We start from the raw sequence: 18,662 nt of genomic DNA, 5'->3' as shown, positions 1-18,662 counted from the left end.
TCTTATCTCTCCACCAGGGCCATGCGGGCATTGAACCAGTTCATGAACAGCGACGTCGCAAGGCTCAGCGACAAGTAGACGACGATCCAGATCGTGACGATCTCGATCGATTGTCCTGTCTGGTTGAGGATTGTGCCACCGACGGCGACAAGATCCGCGTAACCGATCGCAACGGCGAGCGACGAGTTCTTGGTAAGGTTCAAATACTGGCTGGTGAGCGGCGGAATGATGATCCGGAGCGCTTGCGGAACCACCACCAGTCGTGTCGTCAGGCCGGGGCGTACACCGAGCGCGTGCGCGGCTTCCGTCTGCCCCTTGGATACGCCGCGGATGCCGGCACGCACGATCTCGGCTATGAAGGCGGCCGTGTAGAACGAGAGCGCCAGGAACAGCGACAGGAACTCCGGTCCGATGACCGAGCCGCCGGTGAGGTTGAATTTGCCGGCGACGGGGACGTCGAAGGTGATAGGCGATCCCGTGGCAAGGAAGACCAACAACGGCAGACCGATGATCAGGCCGAGCGACGCCCAAAGAACCGGGAAACGCTGTCCGGTGGCCTCCTGCTTCTTGCGCGCATAGCGTGACAGGAGGAAGCTGGCGACGATCGCGAGGACAAAGGCTAGAACCGTGTACAGCGAACCGTCGCCAAAGATCGGCTTGGGAAAGGCAAGGCCGCGGTTGTTGAGGAACATGTTGAGCGGCAGTGCTGCCGATTCACGCGGCTGCGGCAGGATCGCCAGGACGCCGCTGTACCAGAAGAAGATGACCAGCAGCGGCGGGATGTTGCGGAAGATCTCGACATAGGCGAGCGACAGCTTGGCGATCAGCCAGTTGTGCGACAGGCGGCCGATCCCGACTGCAAAGCCGATGATGGTGGCGGTGAAAATACCGCAGACGGCGACCAGCAATGTGTTGAGCAGGCCGACGACAAGTGCGCGCTGATAGGTGGAATCGCTGGTATAGGCGATCAGTGACTGCCCGACGTCAAAACCGGCGCGTCCATTGAGGAAGCCGTAACCGGAAGCGATGTTCGCCCGTTTGAGATTCTCGATCGTGTTGTCGGCCACCCAATAGACGAAGGCCCCGAGTAGGACGACGGTAATAACCTGATAAAAGATGCCGCGGACCTGCGGGTCGTTGATGATCGACCCCGACGGTTTCGATTTTTCAGGCGTAGTTGTGACGCCAATCGCCATGCAATGCCTCTTTCCCCTTTTCACCCTTTTGGGTGTTTTTATCGTTGGGATGGGGAAGCAGTTGTCCGCTTCCCCGGTATTTTCGGTTCGCTTTAGCGGACCGGAGGAGCGTACTGGATGCCGCCCTTGTTCCACAGCGCGTTGAGGCCGCGCTCGATCTTGAGCGGGCTGCCGGCGCCGATGTTGCGGTCGAAGACTTCGCCGTAGTTTCCGACGGCCTTGATCACGTTCACGGCCCATTCGTTGGTGAGGCCGAGGTCGGTGCCGATCTTCGAGTCAGCTTCGACGCCGAGGAAGCGCTGAACGTCCGGGTTGGTGGACTTCTTCATTTCTTCGACGTTGGCCTGGGTGACGCCGAACTCTTCAGCCTGGATCAGCGCGTAGTGAACCCAGCTGACGATATCGAACCACTGGTCGTCACCCTGGCGCACGGCCGGGCCGAGCGGCTCCTTCGAGATGATTTCCGGCAGGATCATGTGATCGTCCGGCTTCGACAGCGTCAGACGCAGCGAATAAAGGCCGGACTGGTCGGTCGTGTAGACGTCGCAACGGCCGGCGTCATAGGCGGCGTTGACTTCTTCAAGCTTTTCGAAAACGACCGGATTGTACTGCAGGTTGTTCGACTTGAAGTAGTCGGCGAGATTGAGTTCGGTGGTGGTGCCCGTCTGCACGCAGACAGCGGCGCCCGAAAGCTCCAGCGCAGATTTGACGTTCAGGCCCTTGCGAACCATGAAGCCCTGGCCGTCATAGTAGTTGACCGGGCGGAAGTTGAAGCCGAGCGCGGTGTCGCGGTTGATCGTCCAGGTGGTGTTACGGGCAAGGACGTCGACTTCGCCCGACTGCAGCGCCGGGAAGCGTTCCTTGGCGGAGGTCGGGGTGTACTTCACCTTGCTGCCATCCGCGAAGATCGCGGCGGCGATTGCCTTGCAGTAGTCTACGTCGAAACCGCTCCAGTTGCCCGAAGCATCCGGCGCTGCGAAGCCGGCGAGACCGGTGTTCACGCCGCACTGGACAAAGCCCTTGGCTTTGACGTCATCAAGAGTAGCGCCCGAAGCCGCCTGTGTGCCAATCCCCATGACAGCAGCGCCAACGAGAGCTGTCAGAATTCTTTTTGCCATTTTTAGAACCTTTTTCTGTTGTCGTTAGTTCCCGTCTGCACCGTCGCGTCTCCTAGCGCGGTGAGCCTCCGCCACCCTCCTGGCGCGAGTGTCGGCTATCTCATGCTCAATTTCCATGAGGGTCAAGAGAGGCCGCCGATTTTCTGGTTTTGCATGTGAAAAACTCGAAACAAGCCAGAAAGTTAGGCAGATCTTGGGGGTGTGGAGCACGCTCTGGCGGAAAATTCGCCAGAAGTGGCCTCGCGACGGTCAAAACGACGCTTCATGATTTTTGCCACTTGACCGCGATTGTGGCTCGTTCGAAGAGTTTTGCATTCGAAATCTAGAAGCGGAATGAGCAATGGCAGACAGTGGCAATGTGAACGGCAAGGCAGGCATCAACACGCGTCTCGCCCATAGCGGCAACAACCCCTCCGATTACTTCGGCTTCGTCAATCCGCCGGTCGTGCACGCCTCCACGGTGCTGTTCCCGAACGCCAAGACCATGGAGACGCGGGCGCAGAAGTACACTTACGGCACGCGCGGGACGCCGACCACGGACGCGCTCTGCGACGCGATCAACGAACTCGAAGGGTCCGCCGGAACGATCCTCGTACCGTCGGGGCTGGCGGCGGTCACGGTGCCGTTCCTCGCCTATCTCTCGGCCGGCGACCACGCCTTGATCGTCGATTCGGTCTACTTCCCGACGCGCCATTTCTGCGACACGATGCTGAAGCGCCTTGGCGTCACAGTCGAATACTACGATCCGATGATCGGCGCTGCGATCGAGAGCATGATCCGCCCGAACACGCGCTTGGTACACACCGAAGCGCCGGGCTCGAACACCTTTGAAATGCAGGACATCCGCGCCATCGCCGATGCCGCCCATCGCCATGGCTGCATCGTCACCATGGACAATACCTGGGCGACGCCGGTCTACTTCAAGCCGCTCGACCATGGCGTCGACGTGTCGATCCATGCGGCGACCAAATATCCGTCCGGCCATTCGGACGTGCTCTTCGGTACCGTCTCGGCCAATGCCGAGCACTGGCCGGCCCTGACGGAGGCGATGGTGACGCTCGGCGTCTGCGTCTCGCCCGATGACAGCTACCAGATCCTGCGTGGCCTTCGCACCATGGGCATCCGCCTGGAGCGGCACCAGGAGAGCGCACTGACACTGGCGAAGTGGCTGGAAACACGCGACGAAGTGGCCCGCGTGCTGCATCCGGCGCTGCCGAGCTTCCCCGGCCACGAGCTCTGGAAGCGCGATTTCACCGGCGCGAGCGGCATCTTCTCCTTCGTGCTGAAGGCGGAGAGCCCGGACCGCTTCAAGGCCAAGGCGCACGCCTTCCTCGATGCGCTCAGGCTCTTCGGGCTTGGCTATTCCTGGGGCGGCTTCGAAAGCCTCGCAGTCCACGTCGGTCTCGGCGATCGCAAGGTTGCGCTGGCGCCGACGGAGGGACCGGTTCTCCGGCTGCAGATCGGCCTTGAGGATGTGCCGGACATCCGCCGCGACATCGAAGCGGGGCTGGCTGCGGCAAACGCAGTCTGACAAGCACAGGAACGGGCGCCGCGGTTATCCGCGGCGTTTTGCTTTTCTGGGGGAGGTTCGCCGGGTGAGCCGGGCCAAATTGCAGCGGGCTGCGGCTTCCTAGCGTTCCGGCGCCCCGTAGCCGTAGAGCCAGTCGAGGTCGGCTGCCAGCGCGTCGGGCCCCTTGAGCTTCAACACCATGTCGCGGCCGATACGCACCGGGCCGCGGGCGTGATAGGCGAAATGGTTGAAGGCCGCACGGCGGCGGACGCGCGCGATGCGTGGCCTGCGAAGCGCCTCGAATTTCCGCAAGGAATCCGCGACGCTGAGGTTTTCAGACAGGCAAGCCGCAAGCGCGGATGCGTCCTCGATGGCCATGGCCGCACCTTGCGCCGCAAAGGGCGTCATCGCATGGGCCGCGTCGCCGATCAGCGCGGTCCTTTGCCCATCCTGCCAGGCGCCGTCGTCGACGGTGCAGAGCGGCCAGTAGGTGGGCGCCACGGCCTTATCGAGAAGCGAGCGGATGCCTGGGCTCCAATCGGAAAAGGCGTTGAGGCAATCCTGGCGCCGCGCGTCCGAATCCTTGCCGACCCAGATCGCGTCGGTCTCCTTGCCCTCGATGATGGCGACGAGATTGAAACCGCCGACTTCCCGCAGAGGATAGGCAACGAGGTGGGCGCGCGGGCCGAGGAAGGCGGTGACCTCACCGCGGTTGAGCACGCCCGCGGCAACGTCGCCTGCAAGCGTCATGCGCCAGGCGATATTGCCCGAGAACCGGACACGGCCGGCGGCGGGCACGGTCTCGCGCAGCCGCGACCAGATGCCGTCGGCGCCGATGACGACGTCCGGCATGCGCCCCGTCACTGCCGCGATCGCCTGGTCCCCGGGCTTGTCGATCTGGCATCCGAGGTGGAGACGGCAGCGCAGTTCGGATTGAACAGCCTGAAACAGGATTCTCTGAAGGCTGGCGCGGTGGAGAACGGCATAGGGCGCATGCCAGCGGCGGCGCGCGAAGGTCCCGGCCGGTACGCTGGCAAGCGCGCGCAGAGAGCGGCCGTCAACGAGCCCGATGCGCTCGGGCTCCGTCCACACACTCTCAAGCTGCGCCAGCAGGCCGAGCTCGATGAGGATACGGGAGGCGTTCGGCGAGAGCTGCAGGCCGGCTCCGACCTCGGTCAGTGCCGTCGCCCGCTCGATGATATCGACGTAGAAGCCGCGCCGGGCAAGGCACAGGGCAGCCGTGAGGCCGCCGATGCCGGCACCGATGATCGCGACGGGGCGCGACATCGTCGCTTATCAGGCGGCTTTATGGGCGAAGAGGCAGCCGGGGGGATTGGTTTCGGTCCCCTTCAGCTTTGGATTGTAGCGATAGAGCGTAGAGCAGTAGGAGCAGACCTTCTCGTTGTCGTCACCCATGTCGATGAAGATGTGCGGGTGATCGTAGGGAATGGATGCGCCGGTGCACATGAATTCCTTGACGCCGATTTCGATTGCCTGATGTCCGCCGTCGTTCTGGAAATGCGGGATGCTGTGGCCGGCCATGTCATGCTCCGATGAATGCAAGTCTGAAGGTCAAATTTGGCGGCACCATAGTCAGCTTTGCCGGAAATGTGTAGCGGCAAAGCTGCCGCAGTTGTGGTTTTTGCCGGTGCGGGGTTTCGCCCGCCAAGGCGACGAACTAGGTTGCGCGGGATCGATATGCCCAAGGATGAATAGATGGATCTCACCCCGCCGCCGTTTTCCCGTTTCAATCATGACGGTCTGGAGATCGCCTTCTTCGACGAGGGCGACCCGTCCGGCGCGCCCGTTCTGCTCATTCACGGCTTTGCATCCAGCGCCAACGTCAACTGGGTTTTCCCGGGCTGGCTGAAGACGCTGGGTGACGCCGGCTACCGCGTCATCGCGCTCGACAATCGCGGTCATGGCAAGAGCAGCAAGCCCTACGACCCGGAACTCTACCAGCCTCAGCAGATGGCGGGTGACGCCGCCGCATTGCTTGGGCATCTCGGGATCGCCGAGGCCCATGTCATGGGCTATTCGATGGGCGCTCGCATCTCGGCTTTCCTGGCGCTCGCGCATCCCGACCGCGTGCGCTCGCTGGTCTTCGGCGGCCTCGGCATCGGCATGGTGTCGGGGGTAGGGGATTGGGATCCGATTGCCGACGCTTTGGTGGCGCCGTCGCTCGACGACGTGACCCATGCGCGCGGGCGCATGTTCCGCGCCTTTGCCGACCAGACCAAGAGTGACCGGCAGGCGCTTGCCGCCTGTATCTCGACCTCGCGGGATCTGCTGACGGCACAGGATATGGCGCGCATCGAGCAGCCGACGCTGATCGGCGTCGGGACGATCGATGACATCGCCGGATCGGCCGAAGAACTTGCCGCGTTGATGCCGCATGCGCGGGCGCTCGACATTCCCGGCCGCGACCATATGCTCGCCGTCGGCGATCGGGTTTTCAAGAAAGCGGTGCTCGAATTTCTGGCGGAGATCGATCGCATCTAGCGTATCGTTGTCGCCGCCAGACGCCATTTAAGTCACGCCTGATTTCCCCTATAGTAATGGCAGGCACGGACAAGGAAGGAGAGCGACGATGGTCGCCAAGACCGAACTTCGCCAGGCAGAAGCGCTGAAAGTTATAGACCCGATCTGGAATAGCCTGCGCGAAGAAGCCCGGGTCGCCGCCGAGCAAGACCCCATGCTCGCGGCCTTCCTCTATTCCACTGTGGTCAACCAGCATTCCCTCGAAGAAAGCGTGATCTACCGCATCTGCGAAAGGCTGGATCACCCGGATCTGCAGGCGAACCTTTTGCGCCAGACCTTTTCTGAAATGCTCGAGGACTGGCCGGAATGGGGCACCATCCTGCGTGTCGATATCCAGGCCGTCTACGACCGCGACCCCGCCTGCACCCGATTCCTCGAGCCAGTGCTCTATTTCAAGGGGTTCCACGCGATCCAGACGCATCGCCTGGCCCATTGGCTGTTGAAGCGCGGCCGCAAGGATTTCGCCTTCTACCTGCAGAGCCGCGCGTCCAGCGTGTTCCAGACGGACATCAACCCCGCTGCCCGCATCGGCCGCGGCATCTTCCTTGACCATGCGACCGGCCTCGTTGTCGGCGAGACGGCCGTCATCGGCGATAACGTCTCGATCCTGCACGGCGTGACGCTTGGCGGCACGGGCAAGGAGGGCAGCGATCGCCATCCGAAGATCGCAGATGGCGTCCTGATCGGCGCCGGAGCGAAAATCCTCGGCAATATCCATATCGGGCACTGCTCGCGCGTTGCTGCCGGTTCGGTCGTGCTGAAACCGGTGCCGCCGAAATCGACCGTGGCCGGCGTGCCGGCAAAGGTGGTGGGCGAGGCTGGTTGTTCCGAGCCGTCGCGCCAGATGGACCAGATCCTTGCCAGCTTCGATATCTGACATGCGGGAACCGGTGCGTAGCCTCCTTCGAGGGGTTTACACCCGCCAATGCAGCGTGCGAGAAGCGCCGCACAGTTTAAACGGCTACGGAGACGTGTTTTGAAGCCCGAAGAAATCCGCAAGCTTGAAGCCTATTTCAAGCGCACCTTCAATCAGCAGATGGTCGTCAAGGCTCGCCCGAAGAAGGACGAGTCCGCTGAAGTCTATCTCGGTGACGAGTTCCTCGGTGTGGTCTTCCGCGACGAGGAAGACGGCGAGCTTTCCTACAACTTCTCCATGGCGATCCTCGACATCGACCTCTAAGGTCCAGCGTCGGACGCTTTCAGTATAAACCCCGAAAATCCCTGGGATTTTTGGGGTTTATTGTTTTGTGCGGGAGGTTGACGTCTCTCTGGGCAATTGCTCGCTATTGCTCATCTTGGGGCTGTAGTGAACGCGGCAAGAAATTTCATGCCGGACGCCGATATTTCATCAAGTTGTTGCATCTGTTGTATTTTATTGCATCGCACACTCGTCTTGACTTTTTGTGCAGTGCACATAAACTGAAGCCTCCAGATCAGGCCGTCACCAAGGAGACACCGGATGTTCAACTTCGACGATGCAAACAAGAAGAGCAAGGAAGCCATTGACGTGGCTGTGAAGAGCTATTCCGCCTGGACCAAGGGTCTCCAGGCTATCGCGACCGAAGCCGCCGACTTTTCGAAGAAGTCGTTCGAGGACAGCGTCGCGCATGTCGAAAAGCTGACCAGCGTCAAGAGCGTCGAGGCTGCATTCGAACTGCAGACCAACTTCGTGAAGTCGAGCTACGAAGGCTTCGTCGCCGAAGCAACGAAGATCGGCGAAATGTATGCCGACCTCGCCAAGGACGCCTACAAGCCCTACGAAGCGCCGGTTGCCAAGGCAACGGCAGCAGTCAAGGCAGCCGCTGCAGCAGCCTGATCACCGGCTAGAACAATTTCCCAATAAAAGGCCGGTCGCAACGCTTGCGGCCGGCCTTTTTGTTTTCGCATAAGCTGTGCGCAGCCCAAAGAAAGTTGATCAATCTTGCCGGTCAACGTGCGATTATGATTGCAGTGTGTTGGTTCGGTCTTAAAATCTGAAAACGAACCATTAGATAAAGGGCAAGCAGGCTGCGGCCGAGTTCGATGGGTCGCTGCTGGACAAGGAACTGACAAGAATGATCGCCATGCCGGTCCGGATGCAGCAAGGTAGCGATGATGAGGGGAACGGCAACAACCGCAGCACGTCCGTCATCACGCGTACCAAGCCGAAGACCAAAAAGCCGAGTTTGTATCGTGTTCTGCTTTTGAATGACGATTACACGCCGATGGAATTTGTCATCCATATTCTGGAGCGCTTCTTTCAAAAGAACCCGGAAGAGGCGACCCGCATCATGCTTCACGTCCACAATCACGGCGTGGGAGAGTGCGGCGTCTTCACCTATGAGGTCGCCGAAACCAAGGTGACGCAAGTGATGGATTTCGCCCGGCAGCATCAGCATCCGTTGCAATGCGTCATGGAAAAGAAATGAGGAACTAACGTGCCAACATTTTCGCCCAGCCTCGAAAAGGCGCTGCACCAGGCACTGACTTTTGCCAACGAGCGCCACCACGAATACGCTACGCTCGAGCATCTGCTTCTGGCATTGATCGACGATGCCGACGCGGCGGCCGTGATGGGCGCCTGCAACGTCAATCTTGAGACGCTGCGCAAGACCGTAACCGATTACGTCGACAACGAACTGTCGAACCTGGTGACCGGCTACGACGAAGATTCCAAGCCGACGGCCGGGTTCCAGCGCGTGATCCAGCGGGCGGTCATTCACGTCCAATCGTCCGGCCGCGAGGAAGTGACCGGCGCCAACGTGCTGGTCGCGATCTTCGCCGAGCGCGAAAGCCACGCTGCCTATTTCCTGCAGGAGCAGGAGATGACCCGTTATGACGCGGTCAACTTCATCTCGCACGGCATCGGCAAGCGGCCCGGCAGCTCCGAAGCCCGCCCGGTGCGCGGCTCCGACGATCACGAGAGCGAGCAGAAGCCCGCGCGCGACAACGAAGAGGCAAGCGCCAAGAAGCAGCAGGACGCGCTGACCGCCTATTGCGTCAACCTCAATGAGAAGGCGAAGTCCGGCAAGATCGATCCGCTGATCGGCCGTCACGCCGAGGTGAACCGCACCATCCAGGTGCTGTGCCGCCGCTCGAAGAACAATCCGCTCTATGTCGGTGACCCCGGCGTCGGCAAGACGGCGATCGCCGAAGGCCTTGCCAAGCGCATCATCGAAAAGAAGGTGCCGGAAGCGTTGCAGGATGCGACGATCTTCTCGCTCGACATGGGCACGCTGCTTGCCGGTACGCGCTATCGTGGTGATTTCGAAGAGCGCCTGAAGCAGGTGGTCAAGGAACTCGAGGACTATCCGGGCGCCGTGCTGTTCATCGACGAGATCCATACGGTCATCGGCGCCGGTGCCACCTCCGGCGGCGCCATGGATGCGTCAAACCTGTTGAAGCCGGCACTGTCTTCCGGCGCGATCCGCTGCATCGGCTCGACGACCTACAAGGAATATCGTCAGTTCTTCGAGAAGGACCGGGCGCTTGTCCGCCGCTTCCAGAAGATCGACGTGAACGAGCCGACGATTGCCGACGCGATCGAGATCATGAAGGGCCTGAAACCTTACTTCGAAGAGTATCACCACCTGAAATACTCGAACGAGGCGATCAAGGCGGCCGTCGAACTGTCGGCCCGCTACATCAACGACCGCAAACTGCCGGACAAGGCGATCGACGTGATCGATGAATCCGGTGCCGCACAGATGCTGCTGCCCGCCAGCAAGCGTCGCAAGCTGATCACCGAGAAGGAGATCGAGGCGACGATCGCGACGATGGCGCGCATTCCGCCAAAGACGGTCTCCAAGGACGACGAGGCGGTGCTTGCCAACCTCGAGCGGGAACTGCGCTCGGTCGTCTATGGCCAGGACCTGGCGATCGAGGCGCTCGCGTCGTCGATCAAGCTGGCCCGTGCCGGCCTGCGCGAACCGAACAAGCCGATCGGCTGCTACGTCTTCTCCGGCCCAACCGGCGTCGGCAAGACGGAAGTCGCCAAGCAGCTTGCGACCTCTCTCGGGGTCGAGCTCCTGCGCTTCGACATGTCGGAATACATGGAGCGGCACACGGTTTCGCGTCTGCTCGGTGCACCTCCCGGCTATGTCGGCTTCGACCAGGGCGGCCTCCTGACCGATGGCGTCGACCAGCATCCGCATTGCGTGCTTCTGCTTGACGAAATCGAGAAGGCGCATCCGGACCTGTTCAACATTCTGTTGCAGGTCATGGACCATGGTTCGCTGACTGACCACAACGGCAAGAAGATCGACTTCCGCAACGTTATCCTGATCATGACGACCAATGCCGGCGCATCGGAAATGGCCCGGGCCGCCATCGGCTTCGGTTCTTCCAAGCGTACGGGCGAAGATGAAGAGGCGCTGAACCGCCTGTTCACGCCGGAATTCCGCAACCGTCTGGACGCGGTCATTCCGTTTGCTTCGCTGCCGACCCCGGTCATCCACCAGGTGGTGCAGAAGTTCGTCATGCAGTTGGAAACCCAGCTCGCCGAGCGCAACGTCACTTTCGACCTCGCGCCGGTGGCGATCGCCTGGCTGGCCGAGAAGGGCTACGACGAGAAGATGGGCGCGCGGCCGCTCGCCCGCGTTATCCAGGAAAACATCAAGAAGCCGCTCGCCGATGAAATCCTCTTTGGCAAGCTGAAGAAGGGCGGCGTCGTCAAGGTGACGATCGGTACCAAGGCCGATGGCACCAAGGGCCTGTTGCTCGATGCAGTTCCGGAGACAACGCCGATCAAGCCGAAGGCGGAAGTATCCCGCCCGGCAATGAAGGCGGCAAAGCCTAAGAAGGCCGAAGACAAGGAAGAGGTGGGCGCCGAGCCCGCGCCGAAGTCCAAGCCGAAGAAGGCTGCCGCCAAGGCGTCAACGGATGACGAATCCGGGGCAGGCGACGCGGCTCCCAGAAAGGGCCGCACGGTGCCGAAGGTGCCGCGCAAGAAGTAACCCCGCAAGACACGTTCGACGGCGCCGGATGCAAACCATCCGGCGCTGTTTTTCTTTGAGGACGAAATAGGAACCCCAGCGTGGTTTTCCGCCCGCGGGCCGGTCCGATAGCCTATATTCGGCTTTACTGATCCCGGACGATTCGATCCTGGGTCGTCGTGGTCGAGTTGGAAACAATCCGGAATCGCCGATGAAGAGAGAAGAAGACGAGCAATCTTCGCTCGCCTGGTTCGGGAAAGGCATGCGCGGCATCTTCAGCCTGCCGGCCTTCATTCTGATGCTGTCCTTTGTCGGCTTCTGTTCGCTGACGGCCCAGGCCGGCATCCAGGTCGAGCAAGTGGTCTTCATGGTCGGCATGGTCTGGGCGCTCCCGGCCAAGGTCATTCTCGTGAGCTCGATGATGAGTGGCGCGGGTCTCGCGACCGCCTTCCTCGCGGTCTCGCTGTCGTCCGTTCGATTGATGCCGATGGTCGCCGCGCTGATACCGGAATTGCGCGGGTCACGCACGCCGACTTGGCTTCTGCTCTTCCTGTCGCATTTTGTCGCGATCACCGCCTGGGTGTTCGCGATGGAGAAGGTGCCGCAGGTGCCGCGTGAGCGGCGCGTCGCCTTTTTCGCCGGCTTCGGCATCACTCTGGTGGCGGCAAATATGTTGCTCGTCGCCGTCGTCTACCACTTCGTCGCTGATTTTCCGCCAATCGTCGCCGGCTGCCTTTTCTTCCTGACGCCGGTCTACTTCCTCGCGTCGATCTGGCATTCGGCGCGCCATCCCGTCGTCTACGTGGCGTTGCTCTTCGGCCTTGCCGGCGGGCCGCTGTTCTACTGGCTGTTTCCGGAATTCGACATTCTGCTGGCCGGCCTTGTCGGCGGCACGCTCGCCTGGCTCATCGAGCGCTTCTGGCGCCGCCGCAAGGAGGTGGGAGCATGACCTGGCAGGATGGGTGGTGGGCCTATGTCTTCATCGCGATTGCCGGCTGGCTGGCGACCGACATCTGGCGCTGGCTGGGTGTCATTACCGGCAACAAGCTGCGCGATGATTCCGAGGCACTGAACTGGGTGAGGGCTGTCGCCACCGCGCTGGTCGCAGCGGTCATCGCAAAGCTCATTCTCTATCCGACCGGTGTACTCGAACAATCCCCGCTCTGGCTGCGCGCCGGTGCCGTCGGGTTTGGGGCTGCCGCCTTCTTCCTGTTTGGACGAAAGCCGGCAATCGGGATCGCGTCATCGATTGCCGCGTTGGCGCTGGGCCTGTGGTGGTTGGGTTTTTAGGCCGGGGCGAGGTCTTCCACCTGACCGTCTGTTAAAGAGCCGGCGCCGCCGGCTCCTGGTTCCCAGCGTGGATGACGTGAGCGCGATTAGAGCGCCTGCCGTACCTTTTCCGCGTTGGCCGCGAGGATGGCGCCGTCTTCCATCGTGCCGGAATGCGGCTTCAGCGGCACGCCTGCTTGCCGCGGAATGACGTGGAAATGCAGATGGAAGACCGACTGTCCGGCCGGCGCTTCGTTGAACTGCATGATCGTCACGCCATCGGCGTCGAAAGCTTCCTTGGCGGCAACGGCCAGTTTCTGCACGGTAGCAATCAGTGCCGGCAGCGTTGCGGCATCGGCGTCGAGCAGGTTGCGTGAGGGGGATTTCGGCACCACGAGCAGGTGGCCTTCGGCCTGCGGCATGACATCCATGAAGGCGATCGTCGCGTCGTCTTCATAGACGCGATGCGAGGGAATTTCGCCGCGCAGGATCTTGGCGAAGATGTTGTTGTCGTCGTAGCTCATTGTTCTTCCTCGTGTAATGAAGCCGGCTTTCACGAAAAGCGGTTCAGTCGTCCTGCCGTTCACCTTTGCGGAAAGGTCCATGTTCTGCAAGAATTTCGCCGGTTTCCTCCACATCCCTGCGCTCGCGCTGAAGATAGTCGCCGACGGCGCGGGCGAGCCCCGGATGCGTGATGAAATGGGCGGAATGGGTGGTAACGGGCATGTAGCCGCGCGCAAGCTTGTGCTCACCCTGGGCGCCGGCCTCGACTCGCTTCAGCCCCTTGGCGATCGCGAAATCGATCGCCTGGTGATAGCAGACCTCGAAATGCAGGAACGGGTGATCCTCGATGCAGCCCCAGTGGCGACCGTAGAGCGCATCGCCGCCGATGAAGTTGATCGCGCCGGCGATGTAGCGGCCGTTGCGGCGCGCCATCACCAGCAGGATATCGTCAGCCATGCGCTCGCCGATCAACGAATAGAACGCGCGCGTCAGATAGGGGCGGCCCCATTTACGTCCGCCGGTGTCCATGTAGAAGGCGAAAAACTCGTCCCAGATCGCTTCCGTCAGGTCGCTGCCGGTCAGCCAGTCGATCGAAATGCCGTTTTCGAGCGCAGCCCTGCGCTCCTTCTTCAGCGCCTTGCGCTTGCGTGAGGCAAGGGTCTCCAGAAAATCGGCGTGGGAGCCATAGCCTTCATTGGTGAAGTGGAATTGCTGGTCTGTGCGGTGCAGAAACCCGGCGCGCTCAAGCGCAGGGATCTCGGCTTCGGGCACGAAAGTCACATGGGCCGATGAGACATCGTGTCTGCGGGCAAGCTCCTTCAAGCCCGCCGCAAGCGCATCCTGAACGGCGCTCGTGTTTTCATCCGGTGCCGTAAGCAGCCGTGGTCCGGTCGCAGGCGTAAACGGGATGGAGCTTTGCAGTTTCGGGTAGTAGCGGCCGCCGGCGCGCTCAAAGGCGTCGGCCCAGCCGTGGTCGAAAACGTATTCGCCCTGGCTGTGGCTCTTCAGATAGCAGACGAGGCCGCCGCGCAATTGGCCATCGCCGCCTTCGAGCAACAGATGCTGGCCGAGCCAGCCGGTCTTGGCCGTCGCCGACCCGGACTCCTCGAGCGCCGAAAGATAGGCATGCGAGAGGAAGGGATTGTAGACGCCGCCGGGAAACGCCTTCGATGCACCGGACAGCACGTTCCAGCGTGCCGCCGGTAAATCGGTGAAGGATTGCGCGATGCGGAGGGTGACAGCGTCTGACATCACGTTAGGAAACCAGGGCCTCCCGCGGGTCGAAACCCTCGAAGGTCATCTGATCCGCATGGGCAAACGTGTAGGCTTCGGCCTGCCGGTCGCGCACGGTCCAGGTGATGATCGTCTTGCCGAGCGTCCGTTCCTTGGTGATGAACGAGTTCGGCAGGTGGCCGTAGTGATAGGAGATGAAATCGAGCCCGAGCTGCATGGCTTCTTCGTGCACGAAGAAGATCTCAGGATTGGCGCCTTCCGCGGTGAGGCCCAGCGGGTAGGGCGCGTCGAGCGCCTTCAGGTCCTTGAGCAGCCAATGGTCGAAGCTCATCAGGGCAACGTGACCCTTGTAGCCTTCGAGCGTTTCGAGCACGGCAGCGGCAAAGCCTTCATCGTCGCCCTTGCGGCCCTTGAGTTCGATGACGAGCGGCACCTTGCCGGCGACCAGGCGCAGCATCTGCGTCAACGTCGGCACTTTGTCCTTCGTGCCGCCGATCGCCATCAGGCCGAGTTCGCCGGCGGTGCGCGACCGAACGTCGCCCTTGATGCCGCAAAGGCGCTCTGTGTCGTCATCGTGGAAGACAACCGGAATACTGTCTGCGGTATATTGCAGGTCGCATTCGATCGCGAAGCCGGCGTCGACGGCGCGGGAGAAAGCCGAAAGCGTATTCTCCCACACCTGCTTGTTCATGTCGTGATAGCCGCGATGGGCAATCGGTTGGGCCTTCAGCCAGGAAATGTCAGCCATGTCGGGCACTCTGTCAGGCGATTTCGATGACGGCGTCGATCTCGACGGCGGCGTTGAAGGGCAGGGAAGCCATGCCGACGGCGGCACGCGCATGCTTGCCGGCTTCACCGAGCACGGTGGCGAGCAGGTTGGACGCGCCGTTGATAACGAGGTGCTGCTCGACGAATTCCGGGGTCGAGGCGACGAAGCCATTGATCTTCACCAGGCGGCGGATGCGCCCGAGATCGCCGCCGAGTGCTGCCTTGGCCTGGGCGAGGATGTTGATCGAGCAGAGTTCGGCGGCGCGCTGTGCGAGGGCAACGTCCACATCCTTGCCGACGATACCGGTCACGGCGACCTTGCCGTCTTCCATCGGAAGCTGTCCGGAGATGTAGAGCATCGAGCCGCTGATGACGTAGGGCACGTAGTTTGCAACCGGGGTCGCAGCCTGGGGAAGGGTCACTCCGAGGTCCTTGAGGCGCGCTTCGATCTCTGCCGACATGGAAAGCTCCATTGTTGTCTTTTGTGTTAAAATCCTGCATTCAGGCCGGATCGCGGCGGGCGCCGGCTTTTCCTGCGAACGCCGCCTCGCTTCTGCCGAACGCTTGTTTATAGCATTGCCGGCGAGTCCAACAGGAGGAAACGGATGTTTCATAAAGGCTTCGGTCTCGTCACTTTGGGCAGCGCCTGTTTCGCCGTCATGACACTATCGGGCGCCACGGCGGCGTACGCAAACGCCCTTGTGCCGCACCGTGCCGTCTATGATCTCGAACTCAAGGATGCGTCGGATCGTTCCGGTATCGCCGGCATGTATGGTCGCATGGTCTACGAGTTCAATGGCTCGGCCTGTGCCGGCTATACCGTCAGCTTCCGTTTCGTCACCCAGGTCGATACCGGCGAGGAAGTGCGTCTGACCGATCAGCAGACGACCACCTACGAGGACTTGAAGAACGGTAACTTCCGCTTCCTGACCCGCTCCTTCACCGACGAGAAGTTGGACAAGGAAGTGCGCGGGACGGCGCATGAGGATAAGGCGGGCGTCAAGGTCGAACTGACCGCGCCCGACAAGCGCGAAATAGAACTCGCGGCGAGCCGGTTTCCGACCGCGCACATGATGGAAGTGATCTCGCGGGCGAAGAAGGGCGAGAGCCTCTTTGAGGCACGCATCTTCGACGGCTCCGATTCGGGCGACAAGACCCTGATCACCTCGACCTTCGTCGGCAAGTCGCGCAAACCCTCGGCGGACGAGCCGGATGCCGGCAAGGCGGGCAAGCTCAGCGGCGACAACTACTGGCCGGTGACGATCTCATATTTCAACGACGACAAGAGCGGCGACGCGCTGCCGATCTACCGCATGTCGTTCAAGCTCTACGAGAACGGGATCACCCGCGACCTGACGATGGACTACGGCGATTTCGTCCTGAGCGGCAAGCTTGCGGACCTCGAAGTGTTCAAATCCGAGGACTGCAAATAGCCGATTGCGGTAAAAAGCGGCGTTTGCGGCTTGATTTATCGGGCGGTTGCCGTTAAGGGGCTGCCCATTCCACACGTGAAGCTTGGGATGTTCCGGGAGAAATCCGGATCGTTCCGCCGGTGGGCCGGTCGAAAGACATGCTCGACGCTTCGCGGAGGTTCAACCGGAAAAGGAGAAAAGGCATGGCATTGCCTGATTTTAGCATGCGTCAGCTTCTGGAAGCTGGCGTTCACTTCGGCCACCAGACGCACCGCTGGAACCCGAAGATGAAGCCGTACATTTTCGGCGATCGCAACAATGTTCACATCATCGACCTCGCGCAGACCGTGCCGATGCTGTCGCGCGCCCTGCAGATCGTCAGCGACACCGTTGCCAACGGCGGCCGCGTTCTGTTCGTCGGTACCAAGCGCCAGGCGTCCGAAATCATCGCTGACGCTGCCAAGCGTTCGGCCCAGTACTACGTCAACGCTCGCTGGCTCGGCGGCATGATGACCAACTGGAAGACGATTTCGAACTCGATCCAGCGCCTGCGCAAGCTCGACGAAATCCTCGCTTCGGAAGCTTCGGGCTTCACCAAGAAGGAACGCCTGAACCTCGAGCGCGAACGCGAAAAGCTGAACCGCGCTCTCGGCGGTATCCGCGACATGGGCGGCACGCCGGACCTGATGTTCATCATCGACACCAACAAGGAATCGATCGCGATCGACGAAGCCAAGCGCCTCGGCATCCCGGTTGTCGCAGTCATCGACTCGAACTGCGATCCGGACCAGATCGACTATCCGATCCCGGGCAACGACGACGCTTCGCGCGCCATCGCTCTCTACTGCGACCTCATCGCACGCGCTGCCATCGACGGCATCGCACGCCAGCAGGGCGCATCGGGCCGTGACCTCGGCGCATCCGCCGAAGCTCCGGTTGAGCCGGCGCTCGACGAGGCCTCCGACGCCTGATCGGGCCTTGGCGGCAGATAAACTCTGCCGCCCCCAATGAAATGTCGGGACAAGGCCGTTTGTGATGAAAGTCAAAACGGCCTTGTTCTTTTCAGCCAGGGGTGGCGCCGATCCGTTCGGATCCTTGGATCCGCACAATGCCCGCGATGATGCAGTCATCACGGTGTCACAATGAAAAGCCATTCCCTGCCACACCTCCTGGTACCGCGCCCTCAAGGGCAGCGCGCCAACCAACAGACAAAGAGGCAATAAGATGAGTGTAACTGCAGCAATGGTGAAGGAACTGCGCGAAAAGACCGGCGCAGGCATGATGGACTGCAAGAAGGCGCTCGCCGAAACCAACGGCGACATGGAAGCTGCGATCGACTGGCTGCGCGCCAAGGGCATCGCCAAGGCCGACAAGAAGTCGGGCCGCACGGCTGCTGAAGGCCTCATCGGTATTGTCAGCGGTGGCGTCAAGGCCGTCGTCGTCGAAATCAACTCCGAAACCGACTTCGTTGCCCGCAACGAAGCCTTCCAGGAGCTCGTCCGCGGCGTTGCCAATGTAGCGCTGACCACCGACGGCTCGGTTGAAGCCATCGCCGCTGCAAACTACCCGGCAACCGGCAAGTCGGTCGATGAGACCATCAAGGATGCGATTGCCACCATCGGCGAGAACATGACGCTGCGCCGCGCAGCTCTGCTCAAGGTCGAAGACGGCGTTGTTGCAACCTACATCCACAACGCTGCCGGCGACGGCATCGGCAAGCTCGGCGTTCTCGTCGCGCTGAAGTCGGTCGGCGACAAGGAAGTGCTGTACTCGATCGGCCGTCAGGTCGCCATGCACATCGCTGCGACCAACCCGCTCGCGATCCGCGCCGACGAAGTCGACGCCGCTGTTGCCGAGCGCGAGCGCAACGTCTTCATCGAACAGTCGCGCGCTTCGGGCAAGCCGGACAACATCATCGAAAAGATGGTCGAGGGCCGCATGCGCAAGTTCTTCGAAGAAGTCGCTCTGCTGTCGCAGGCCTTCGTCATGAACCCGGAAATCACTGTCGGTCAGGCCGTCAAGGACGCTGAAAAGCTCGCTGGCGCACCGATCGAAGTCACCGGCATGGCTCGCCTGCTGCTCGGCGAAGGCGTCGAGAAGGAAGAGTCCGACTTCGCTGCAGAAGTTGCAGCCGTCGCCAAGGGCTGATTTCTTCACCCATATTGGGAAAACCTTGGGGCATCGCGTGACAACGCGGT

The 18,662-nt window shown here is 61.4% G+C and carries 20 protein-coding genes; 12 read left to right on the top strand and 8 right to left on the bottom strand.

Annotated elements, in window-relative coordinates:
- Window positions 1-2: 2 nt before the first annotated feature.
- Entirely contained in the window at window positions 3-1,196 is a 1,194-nt protein-coding gene (locus tag JVX98_RS14375) for an amino acid ABC transporter permease (RefSeq protein ID WP_034796751.1), read from the bottom strand.
- A gap of 92 nt (window positions 1,197-1,288) precedes the next feature.
- On the bottom strand, window positions 1,289-2,314 hold the full coding sequence (locus JVX98_RS14370; protein WP_034796750.1) for an amino acid ABC transporter substrate-binding protein: 1,026 nt from the start codon (window positions 2,312-2,314) through the stop codon (window positions 1,289-1,291).
- Between the two features lie 340 nt (window positions 2,315-2,654).
- Between JVX98_RS14370 and JVX98_RS14365 the strand changes: the two genes are divergently transcribed.
- A complete protein-coding gene (locus JVX98_RS14365; RefSeq protein WP_192446029.1) occupies window positions 2,655-3,845 on the top strand; it encodes a cystathionine beta-lyase in 1,191 nt (396 codons plus the stop codon).
- Between the two features lie 99 nt (window positions 3,846-3,944).
- On the opposite strand, the gene JVX98_RS14360 is transcribed toward JVX98_RS14365, so the two are convergent.
- Both JVX98_RS14360 and JVX98_RS14355 read right to left on the bottom strand, forming a co-directional pair.
- Window positions 3,945-5,111, bottom strand: a complete 1,167-nt coding sequence (locus tag JVX98_RS14360; protein ID WP_205239032.1) for an FAD-dependent monooxygenase — start codon at window positions 5,109-5,111, stop codon at window positions 3,945-3,947.
- 9 nt (window positions 5,112-5,120) lie between these two features.
- The gene (locus JVX98_RS14355; protein ID WP_205239031.1) at window positions 5,121-5,366 is read right to left on the bottom strand and encodes a zinc-finger domain-containing protein; all 246 of its coding nucleotides are present in this window, start codon (window positions 5,364-5,366) and stop codon (window positions 5,121-5,123) included.
- Between the two features lie 174 nt (window positions 5,367-5,540).
- On the opposite strand from JVX98_RS14355, the gene JVX98_RS14350 reads away from it, so the two are divergent.
- From JVX98_RS14350 to JVX98_RS14315, 8 genes are all read left to right on the top strand, one after another.
- Window positions 5,541-6,326, top strand: coding sequence for an alpha/beta fold hydrolase (locus JVX98_RS14350; protein ID WP_205239030.1), 786 nt, complete (start codon window positions 5,541-5,543; stop codon window positions 6,324-6,326).
- An 88-nt stretch (window positions 6,327-6,414) separates the two neighbouring features.
- Window positions 6,415-7,242, top strand: a complete 828-nt coding sequence (gene cysE / locus JVX98_RS14345; RefSeq protein ID WP_205239029.1) for a serine O-acetyltransferase — start codon at window positions 6,415-6,417, stop codon at window positions 7,240-7,242.
- Between the two features lie 99 nt (window positions 7,243-7,341).
- Complete coding sequence (locus JVX98_RS14340; protein WP_034796738.1) at window positions 7,342-7,545, top strand: DUF3126 family protein; 204 nt, start codon at window positions 7,342-7,344, stop codon at window positions 7,543-7,545.
- A 279-nt stretch (window positions 7,546-7,824) separates the two neighbouring features.
- Window positions 7,825-8,181 (top strand): phasin family protein, encoded by a 357-nt coding sequence (locus tag JVX98_RS14335; protein ID WP_034796735.1) that lies wholly within the window; start codon window positions 7,825-7,827, stop codon window positions 8,179-8,181.
- Between the two features lie 238 nt (window positions 8,182-8,419).
- Window positions 8,420-8,773, top strand: coding sequence for an ATP-dependent Clp protease adapter ClpS (gene clpS / locus JVX98_RS14330; RefSeq protein WP_043622145.1), 354 nt, complete (start codon window positions 8,420-8,422; stop codon window positions 8,771-8,773).
- Between the two features lie 9 nt (window positions 8,774-8,782).
- The gene (gene clpA, locus JVX98_RS14325; protein WP_205239028.1) at window positions 8,783-11,299 is read left to right on the top strand and encodes an ATP-dependent Clp protease ATP-binding subunit ClpA; all 2,517 of its coding nucleotides are present in this window, start codon (window positions 8,783-8,785) and stop codon (window positions 11,297-11,299) included.
- Window positions 11,300-11,489: 190 nt separating this feature from the next.
- On the top strand, window positions 11,490-12,227 hold the full coding sequence (locus JVX98_RS14320; protein ID WP_205239027.1) for an AzlC family ABC transporter permease: 738 nt from the start codon (window positions 11,490-11,492) through the stop codon (window positions 12,225-12,227).
- On the top strand, window positions 12,224-12,568 hold the full coding sequence (locus JVX98_RS14315) for an AzlD domain-containing protein (RefSeq protein ID WP_192446036.1): 345 nt from the start codon (window positions 12,224-12,226) through the stop codon (window positions 12,566-12,568). Before JVX98_RS14320 ends, JVX98_RS14315 begins: the two co-directional genes overlap by 4 nt.
- A gap of 86 nt (window positions 12,569-12,654) precedes the next feature.
- On the opposite strand, the gene JVX98_RS14310 is transcribed toward JVX98_RS14315, so the two are convergent.
- The 4 genes from JVX98_RS14310 to JVX98_RS14295 are packed head-to-tail and all read right to left on the bottom strand — an operon-like array spanning window position 12,655 to window position 15,513.
- Window positions 12,655-13,071 (bottom strand): HIT family protein, encoded by a 417-nt coding sequence (locus JVX98_RS14310; RefSeq protein WP_043622157.1) that lies wholly within the window; start codon window positions 13,069-13,071, stop codon window positions 12,655-12,657.
- Window positions 13,072-13,114: 43 nt separating this feature from the next.
- A complete protein-coding gene (locus JVX98_RS14305; RefSeq protein WP_192447139.1) occupies window positions 13,115-14,302 on the bottom strand; it encodes a GNAT family N-acetyltransferase in 1,188 nt (395 codons plus the stop codon).
- 4 nt (window positions 14,303-14,306) lie between these two features.
- Window positions 14,307-15,032, bottom strand: coding sequence for a glycerophosphodiester phosphodiesterase (locus JVX98_RS14300; protein ID WP_205239026.1), 726 nt, complete (start codon window positions 15,030-15,032; stop codon window positions 14,307-14,309).
- 13 nt (window positions 15,033-15,045) lie between these two features.
- Entirely contained in the window at window positions 15,046-15,513 is a 468-nt protein-coding gene (locus tag JVX98_RS14295; protein WP_205239025.1) for a RidA family protein, read from the bottom strand.
- A gap of 144 nt (window positions 15,514-15,657) precedes the next feature.
- On the opposite strand from JVX98_RS14295, the gene JVX98_RS14290 reads away from it, so the two are divergent.
- The 3 genes from JVX98_RS14290 to tsf all read left to right on the top strand — a co-directional run bounded on the left by JVX98_RS14290 (window position 15,658) and on the right by tsf (window position 18,612).
- A complete protein-coding gene (locus tag JVX98_RS14290; RefSeq protein ID WP_192446038.1) occupies window positions 15,658-16,485 on the top strand; it encodes a cell envelope integrity EipB family protein in 828 nt (275 codons plus the stop codon).
- A gap of 182 nt (window positions 16,486-16,667) precedes the next feature.
- Window positions 16,668-17,435, top strand: coding sequence for a 30S ribosomal protein S2 (rpsB, locus tag JVX98_RS14285; RefSeq protein ID WP_043622167.1), 768 nt, complete (start codon window positions 16,668-16,670; stop codon window positions 17,433-17,435).
- A gap of 253 nt (window positions 17,436-17,688) precedes the next feature.
- Window positions 17,689-18,612, top strand: a complete 924-nt coding sequence (gene tsf / locus JVX98_RS14280) for a translation elongation factor Ts (RefSeq protein ID WP_205239024.1) — start codon at window positions 17,689-17,691, stop codon at window positions 18,610-18,612.
- The last annotated feature ends 50 nt before the right edge of the window (window positions 18,613-18,662 follow it).

Origin of the sequence: Ensifer sp. PDNC004, from assembly GCF_016919405.1 — a bacterium.
Classification (GTDB): Bacteria; Pseudomonadota; Alphaproteobacteria; order Rhizobiales; family Rhizobiaceae; genus Ensifer.
The sequence above is the reverse complement of the archived record's forward strand: the minus strand, read 5'-3'. Positions and strand labels throughout refer to the sequence as shown.

Coding starts and splice junctions, on each gene's coding strand:
- JVX98_RS14315 (WP_192446036.1), top strand. CDS start 12,224: ATGACCTGGCAGGATGGGTGGTGGGCCTATGTCTTCATCGCGATTGCC.
- JVX98_RS14360 (WP_205239032.1), bottom strand. CDS start 5,111: ATGTCGCGCCCCGTCGCGATCATCGGTGCCGGCATCGGCGGCCTCACG.
- clpS (WP_043622145.1), top strand. CDS start 8,420: ATGATCGCCATGCCGGTCCGGATGCAGCAAGGTAGCGATGATGAGGGG.
- JVX98_RS14300 (WP_205239026.1), bottom strand. CDS start 15,032: ATGGCTGACATTTCCTGGCTGAAGGCCCAACCGATTGCCCATCGCGGC.
- JVX98_RS14310 (WP_043622157.1), bottom strand. CDS start 13,071: ATGAGCTACGACGACAACAACATCTTCGCCAAGATCCTGCGCGGCGAA.
- tsf (WP_205239024.1), top strand. CDS start 17,689: ATGAGTGTAACTGCAGCAATGGTGAAGGAACTGCGCGAAAAGACCGGC.
- JVX98_RS14375 (WP_034796751.1), bottom strand. CDS start 1,196: ATGGCGATTGGCGTCACAACTACGCCTGAAAAATCGAAACCGTCGGGG.
- JVX98_RS14295 (WP_205239025.1), bottom strand. CDS start 15,513: ATGTCGGCAGAGATCGAAGCGCGCCTCAAGGACCTCGGAGTGACCCTT.
- JVX98_RS14355 (WP_205239031.1), bottom strand. CDS start 5,366: ATGGCCGGCCACAGCATCCCGCATTTCCAGAACGACGGCGGACATCAG.
- JVX98_RS14335 (WP_034796735.1), top strand. CDS start 7,825: ATGTTCAACTTCGACGATGCAAACAAGAAGAGCAAGGAAGCCATTGAC.
- rpsB (WP_043622167.1), top strand. CDS start 16,668: ATGGCATTGCCTGATTTTAGCATGCGTCAGCTTCTGGAAGCTGGCGTT.
- JVX98_RS14370 (WP_034796750.1), bottom strand. CDS start 2,314: ATGGCAAAAAGAATTCTGACAGCTCTCGTTGGCGCTGCTGTCATGGGG.
- JVX98_RS14290 (WP_192446038.1), top strand. CDS start 15,658: ATGTTTCATAAAGGCTTCGGTCTCGTCACTTTGGGCAGCGCCTGTTTC.
- cysE (WP_205239029.1), top strand. CDS start 6,415: ATGGTCGCCAAGACCGAACTTCGCCAGGCAGAAGCGCTGAAAGTTATA.
- JVX98_RS14350 (WP_205239030.1), top strand. CDS start 5,541: ATGGATCTCACCCCGCCGCCGTTTTCCCGTTTCAATCATGACGGTCTG.
- JVX98_RS14365 (WP_192446029.1), top strand. CDS start 2,655: ATGGCAGACAGTGGCAATGTGAACGGCAAGGCAGGCATCAACACGCGT.
- JVX98_RS14305 (WP_192447139.1), bottom strand. CDS start 14,302: ATGTCAGACGCTGTCACCCTCCGCATCGCGCAATCCTTCACCGATTTA.
- JVX98_RS14320 (WP_205239027.1), top strand. CDS start 11,490: ATGAAGAGAGAAGAAGACGAGCAATCTTCGCTCGCCTGGTTCGGGAAA.